Here is a 5,457-nt window from a genome sequence, read left to right as displayed (position 1 = left end):
GAGGCGAGGGCGCCGGCCTTGTAACAATCGTCAGCCCTCATCCTGAGGAGCCGCGCAGCGGCGTCTCGAAGGATGCTTCAGGAGGCTCGCGAACCATCTGGAGCATCCTTCGAGACGCGGGCTTCGCCCGCTCCTCAGGGTGAGGGCTGGAGGAATGGCCTTGATCTTACGACCCGCCGATCAGGATACCGGCCGCCAGCACCAGCCCGCCGCCGAGAACGATCTGAAAGGCGGCGCGCAGGAAAGGTGTCTCCATGAAACGGTTCTGGATCCAGACGATGGCCCAGAGCTCGACGAAGACGACGATCAGCGCCACCGTCGTCGCCGTCCAGAAATGCGGGATCAGATAGGGCAGGGCGTGGCCGAGCCCGCCCAGCGTCGTCATCACGCCCGAGGCGAGGCCGCGTTTCCAGGGAGCGCCGCGGCCCGAGAGCTTGCCGTCGTCATGAGCGGCTTCGGTGAAGCCCATCGAGATCCCGGCGCCGACCGAGGCCGAGAGGCCGATCAGGAAGGTGGTGCGGGGGTCCTGCGTCGCGAACGCGGTGGCGAAGATCGGCGCCAGCGTCGAGACCGAGCCGTCCATCAGCCCGGCCAGCCCCGGCTGGACCCAGGTCAGCACGAACTGGCGTTTCGCGGCGAGATCCTCGTCGGAGCGGGCCTCACCACCGAGATGTTCCTCGGTCAGGGCCTGCGCTTTGGTCTCGTGACCGGCTTCCGCCGCCGCGAGCGTGCCGAGCAGGCTGCGGGTCTCGACATCGGTCGATCGGCCGGCGGCCGCGACGTAGAAGTCCCGCGCCTGCCGTTCCATGTCGGCTGCTTCGTCGCGGATCCGCTCCAGCCCGAGATTTTCGATCAGCCAGACCGGCTTGCGCGCGTAGAAATCGGCGACATGCTCGCGGCGGATCGGCAGGACGACGTCACCGAAGCGCTGCCGATAGAGCGCGAGCAGGCGCTGGCGGTGTCCGTCTTCCTCGAGCGCCATGCCGTCGAAGATCGCGGCTGAGGCGGGGTAGGCCTGCCGCAGGATCTGCGCATAGGTCGCGTAGATGCGGCCATCTTCCTCCTCGGAGGAAATCGCGAGAGCGAGGATCTGCTTCTCGGAGAGGTCGTCGAAACGGCGCTTGCCGCCGAAGCTCGGCAGGGAAAAGCGGGAGAGCATGGCCATCATCCACAGTTTAGAATAATTCTAAATTATGGTGTTCGATGCTCGTCCGCAAGTGGCCCCGGCCCAATCGAGGCCGTGCCCGAAACGAAAATACCCGGCCTCGCGGCCGGGTATCGTGAGCCAGATCAAAGTCCCTTGGGATCAGACGGTCAGCTTGCCGGCCTTGGCGGCGGCGTAACGCTCGTTGACCTTCGCCCAGTTGACCACATTCCACCACCCCTTGAGGTAGTCGGCACGGCGGTTCTGGTACTTCAGGTAATAGGCGTGCTCCCAGACGTCGTTGCCGAGCAGGACCATCTGCTTGTCCATCAGCGGGCTGTCCTGGTTTGGCTTGGCGAGCAAAGCGAGCTTGCCGGCCTTGTCGACCGTGACGAAGACCCAGCCCGAGCCGAAGACGCGCAGGCCCGCCGCCTCGAAATCGGCCTTGAACTTGTCGAAGCCGCCGAGGTCCTTGGTGATGGCCGCGGCAACCTCACCGGTGGGGGCGCCACCGGCGCCGGGGCCCATGATCTCCCAGAACATGCTGTGGTTGGCGTGGCCGCCGCCGGCATTGCGGATCGGCACGCGCACCGCGTCCGGCAGCGAGCCGATGTCGCCGAGCAGTTCGTTGATCGGCTTGGAGGCGAGGACACCATGGTCCTTGGCGGCGTTGTTGAGCGCGGTGACGAAGGCCGCGTGGTGGCGGGTGTAGTGGATGTCCATCGTCGTGGCGTCGATATGCGGCTCCAGTGCCGCTGCCTCGTACGCGCGCTTGGGCAGGGAGAACGGGCCGGCCGGTGCTGCGGGCGCGGCGGTCTGGGCCCAGACGCGGGGTGCGGCGGCCATGGCGAAGGCGGCGGCCCCGAAGCCGAGGAGCGTACGGCGTGAGGTGGTGTGGGCGATGGTCATCGGGATCCCTCCATGAGCGGTTTCGGCATCGATTGGCTCCGACGTTATGCCGGAGCCGTATCCGCGGATGCACAGCATAGACAATTTCCTGGCTGGCGCGGTTCCGACATAGGCTGTTCTGACGCGGCTGCCGACCAGCGCGAGCTCACCGCCGATGCGCCCGGAGGTTGCATTAACGCTCGGTTTACCGCGTTTCCCTAAGGTCTAGCCGGATTGCTGAGGCCCGAAAAGGACCCGACGACCATGCATGCGCTCGCGCGAATCGTCCCAGAGCCGGCCAATGAGGATTCGCCGGCCGAGGCCGCCGCGGCCGGTGCCGTGCGGGAGATCGCCGAGCGCTTCGGCAAGCTCGGCGCCGAGATCACCGATATGTCCGGACGCATCGGCGACGTCACCCGCCAGCTCGACGGCCAGACCCAGGGCTTGCACCGCGTCGTGGCCGCCGTCGACCAGGTGTCGCGGGCAAACCGCGCCATTCAGCAGGCGGCCGAAGGCGCGCAGACGACCGCGTCTTCCGTCCGCAACGGCCTGGAGCGCGTCACCGGCTCCGTCAGGCTCGGACTCAATTCGGCGCAAGCCGATATCGAGGCTCTCTCGCAGGGTGCCCAGTCGATCTCGCAGGCTCTCGCCCAGGCCGTCGCGGACGCACACAAGGTGCGGGCCTCCAGCGACGCGATCCAGGCGATCACTCGCGAAATCCAGCTCCTGTCGATCAATGCCGGCGTCGAGGCGGCCCGCAGCGGAGCCGCCGGCCGTGGCTTTGCGGTGATCGCGGCTGCGGTCAAGCATCTCGCCGAGCAGACGCGCGACGCGACTGCGCTGAGCTCCAAGCAACTCGATGCGCTGGTCAACTCGGTTGATCTGCTGGCGAGCAAGAGCGAAGAGAACGCCCTGACCGCCCGGCGCGCCAGCGACGAGAGCCAGTCGATCTCGCAGCAGATCGGCGAACTCGACAGCTTCAGCCGCGGGGTCGTCGAACTGATCGCCGAGATCGACGCGATCTCGAACCCGACCCGGGACAACGCCGTCGCCTTCGCAAAGGTTGGAGAAGACCTGCGCGCGCTCGTCGACGGCGTCGATCACTCCTCAGAAAACCTCGACAAGGCGTCCCAGCGTGCGCAGGCGCTCGTCTCGATCAGCGAGGGCATCCTCGGGGCCATCGCGGCCTCGGGCGTCCGAACGGCCCAATCCGAGCTGATCGCCACGGCGATGGAGACGGCCGCCCACATCGGCGGTCTGTTCGAACAGGCGCTCGACCGGGGCGAGCTGTCGCTGGCCGATCTCTTCGACGAAGGCTATCAGCCCATCTCCGGCAGCGACCCGGTCCAGCACATGACGCGTTTCGTCAAGCTGTGCGACCGCGCGCTGCCGCCGATCCAGGAGCCGCTGCTGGCGTCCAACCGCCGGATCATTTTTTGCGCGGCGGTCGACCGCAACGGCTTCCTGCCGACGCACAACGCCAAATACTCCCATCCGCAGGGGAATGACCCGGTGTGGAACAACGCCAACTGCCGCAACCGGCGGATCTTCAACGACCGCACCGGCCTGGCGGCGGCCCGCAACCGCAAGCCGTTTCTGCTCCAGACCTACCGCCGCGACATGGGCGGCGGCCAGTTTCTCGTGATGGAGGACCTGTCCGCCCCGATCATGGTGAAGGGCCGACATTGGGGCGGCTTCCGTTTCGGCCTCAATGTCTAGCGATCGGACCGGCCTGCCATCTGCGTGACGTGTGTTGAGTTGAGTTAAGTCGTTGGGTCCCGCGCCATGCATATCGCGCCGTCATTTCCCAATCTTTCCGTACTGCTGATCGATCCGAGTCCGCATTACCGGCGCATCATCCGGACGATGCTGTACCAGGCGCAGCTGCATCGCATTTTCGAGGCGTCCGATCTTCCGTCCGCCGCGACGATGTTCATTCAGAAGCAGCCCAACATCGTGATCCTCGACTGGGATATGCCCGACAACGGCAGCACCAAGTGCCTCGCCGCCATCCGCTCCTTCAAGACCTCCCCCTTCGCCAAGGCGCCGGTGCTGGTGATGATGGAGAAGCCGGACCGCCGCTCGGTGCTCCAGGCGGCGAAGCTCGGGGCGCACGAGATCATCACCAAGCCGATCTCGCCCAACAACCTGTGGCTGCATCTCTCGGGGATCATCAACATACCCCGCAAATACCGCGAGGCGAGCGGCAGCATCACCCTGGTCCCGCGGGCGATCAGCAACAGCATGTTCTGATCGAGGCGCTTTCCCGCAGGGATCGATGCAGCCGGGCGCGCGCCCCAATCCCCGCGCGCTGCCTCCGTTTCTCCCAAAATGTTGACGCAACGTCGTTGGGTTAGGGAAATTTTTACCAGTCTGACGCGATGCTGAGTGGCGCAATCCTGGGTCGTGTCTCATGGTCATCACCGTCTCGCTTCCGACGTTTCTCGGCCGCTCCGAAGCGGCCACCTTCCGCAATCAGCTGCTTGTGGCGCTGGAGCAGAAGGAAAGCATCGCCGTCGAGTGTGCCGAAGCCGGGCCGCTGCCCAGCCTCTGGGTCCAGTTGCTGCATTCCGCCGCGACCAGCGCCAAGGCGCGCGGTCTGTCGGTCTCGCTCAAGGCGGCTTCCGCAGAATGCCGCGAATCCCTGCGGGCGATCGGTTTCGATCCCGCTCACAGCGCTCTCGTTCTGGAGTGATTTGAATGCGCATTCTCGCGATCGACGACACCAAGACCCTGCTCAGTCTGCTCAGCCTGACTTTGCGCAATGCCGGCCATGAGGTGGCCGAGGCGGAGAACGGCGAGGACGGGCTGGCCAAGTTCGACCAGTTCAAGCCCGATCTCGTCATCACCGACCTCAACATGCCACTGATGGACGGGATCGAGTTCACCCGGGCCTGTCGCGCCCGCCCGGCCGGCCAGAACACGCCCATCATCGTGCTCACCACCGAAAACGGCGCCGAGATCAAGGCCGAGGGCCGTCGCGCCGGCGCCAGCGCCTGGATGGTCAAGCCCTTCGAGCCGAACACGCTGCTCGGCCTCGTCGCCCGCTACCAGAACTGAGGCTTGCGTCCATGGATCCGTTGGCGGAACTCAAACAGACTTTCTTCCAGGAGTGCGAAGAGCTCCTGGGCGCGCTGGAGCTGCGCCTGCAGGCTCTGGACGAAGGCTCGACGGATCCCGAGGATGTCAATGCCGCCTTCCGGGCGATCCACTCGATCAAGGGTGGCGCCGGCGCCTTCGGCTGCACCGAGCTGGTCGCCTTCGCTCACGTCTTCGAGGCCTCGCTCGACCATCTGAGGTCGGGCCGCGTGGCCATCGAGGACGCGCCCTTCACCCTGTTCCTGCGCTGCTCGGACGCTGTGGCGGATCTCGTTTCGGCCGCTCGCAACGACGAGCCGGCCCGGCCCCGTCCCGACCTTCTCGAG

Annotated in this window: 7 protein-coding genes; 5 read left to right on the top strand and 2 right to left on the bottom strand. The window is 66.1% G+C overall.

From position 1 onward, the window contains the following. Nucleotides 1–166 precede the first annotated feature (166 nt). Both mbfA and Q8M82_RS00615 read right to left on the bottom strand, forming a co-directional pair. The gene (mbfA, locus tag Q8M82_RS00620; RefSeq protein ID WP_305689456.1) at nt 167–1,159 is read right to left on the bottom strand and encodes an iron exporter MbfA; all 993 of its coding nucleotides are present in this window, start codon (nt 1,157–1,159) and stop codon (nt 167–169) included. 147 nt (nt 1,160–1,306) lie between these two features. Beyond that, nucleotides 1,307–2,053: a superoxide dismutase gene (locus tag Q8M82_RS00615; protein WP_305689455.1), complete on the bottom strand. Its 747-nt coding sequence runs from the start codon at nt 2,051–2,053 to the stop codon at nt 1,307–1,309. A 243-nt stretch (nt 2,054–2,296) separates the two neighbouring features. Between Q8M82_RS00615 and Q8M82_RS00610 the strand changes: the two genes are divergently transcribed. The 5 genes from Q8M82_RS00610 to Q8M82_RS00590 all read left to right on the top strand — a co-directional run. After that, nucleotides 2,297–3,751, top strand: coding sequence for a methyl-accepting chemotaxis protein (locus Q8M82_RS00610; RefSeq protein ID WP_305689454.1), 1,455 nt, complete (start codon nt 2,297–2,299; stop codon nt 3,749–3,751). A 66-nt stretch (nt 3,752–3,817) separates the two neighbouring features. Then, nucleotides 3,818–4,285, top strand: coding sequence for a response regulator (locus Q8M82_RS00605; protein ID WP_305689453.1), 468 nt, complete (start codon nt 3,818–3,820; stop codon nt 4,283–4,285). A 160-nt stretch (nt 4,286–4,445) separates the two neighbouring features. Further along, the gene (locus Q8M82_RS00600) at nt 4,446–4,727 is read left to right on the top strand and encodes an STAS domain-containing protein (RefSeq protein WP_069055910.1); all 282 of its coding nucleotides are present in this window, start codon (nt 4,446–4,448) and stop codon (nt 4,725–4,727) included. 5 nt (nt 4,728–4,732) lie between these two features. Beyond that, on the top strand, nt 4,733–5,092 hold the full coding sequence (locus Q8M82_RS00595; RefSeq protein WP_054210774.1) for a response regulator: 360 nt from the start codon (nt 4,733–4,735) through the stop codon (nt 5,090–5,092). A 20-nt stretch (nt 5,093–5,112) separates the two neighbouring features. After that, on the top strand, nt 5,113–5,457 hold a 345-nt coding region (locus tag Q8M82_RS00590; protein ID WP_305689452.1), incomplete at its 3' end, for an Hpt domain-containing protein.

Origin of the sequence: Allobosea sp. (genome assembly GCF_030694325.1) — a bacterium.
Lineage (GTDB): Bacteria > Pseudomonadota > Alphaproteobacteria > Rhizobiales > Beijerinckiaceae > Allobosea.
This window is presented reverse-complemented; position numbering and strand designations above follow the sequence as displayed.

What these genes read in the sequence shown, in the direction of transcription:
- mbfA (WP_305689456.1), bottom strand. Translation starts at nt 1,159, where the DNA reads ATGCTCTCCCGCTTTTCCCTGCCGAGCTTCGGCGGCAAGCGCCGTTTC.
- Q8M82_RS00615 (WP_305689455.1), bottom strand. Translation starts at nt 2,053, where the DNA reads ATGACCATCGCCCACACCACCTCACGCCGTACGCTCCTCGGCTTCGGG.
- Q8M82_RS00610 (WP_305689454.1), top strand. Translation starts at nt 2,297, where the DNA reads ATGCATGCGCTCGCGCGAATCGTCCCAGAGCCGGCCAATGAGGATTCG.
- Q8M82_RS00605 (WP_305689453.1), top strand. Translation starts at nt 3,818, where the DNA reads ATGCATATCGCGCCGTCATTTCCCAATCTTTCCGTACTGCTGATCGAT.
- Q8M82_RS00600 (WP_069055910.1), top strand. Translation starts at nt 4,446, where the DNA reads ATGGTCATCACCGTCTCGCTTCCGACGTTTCTCGGCCGCTCCGAAGCG.
- Q8M82_RS00595 (WP_054210774.1), top strand. Translation starts at nt 4,733, where the DNA reads ATGCGCATTCTCGCGATCGACGACACCAAGACCCTGCTCAGTCTGCTC.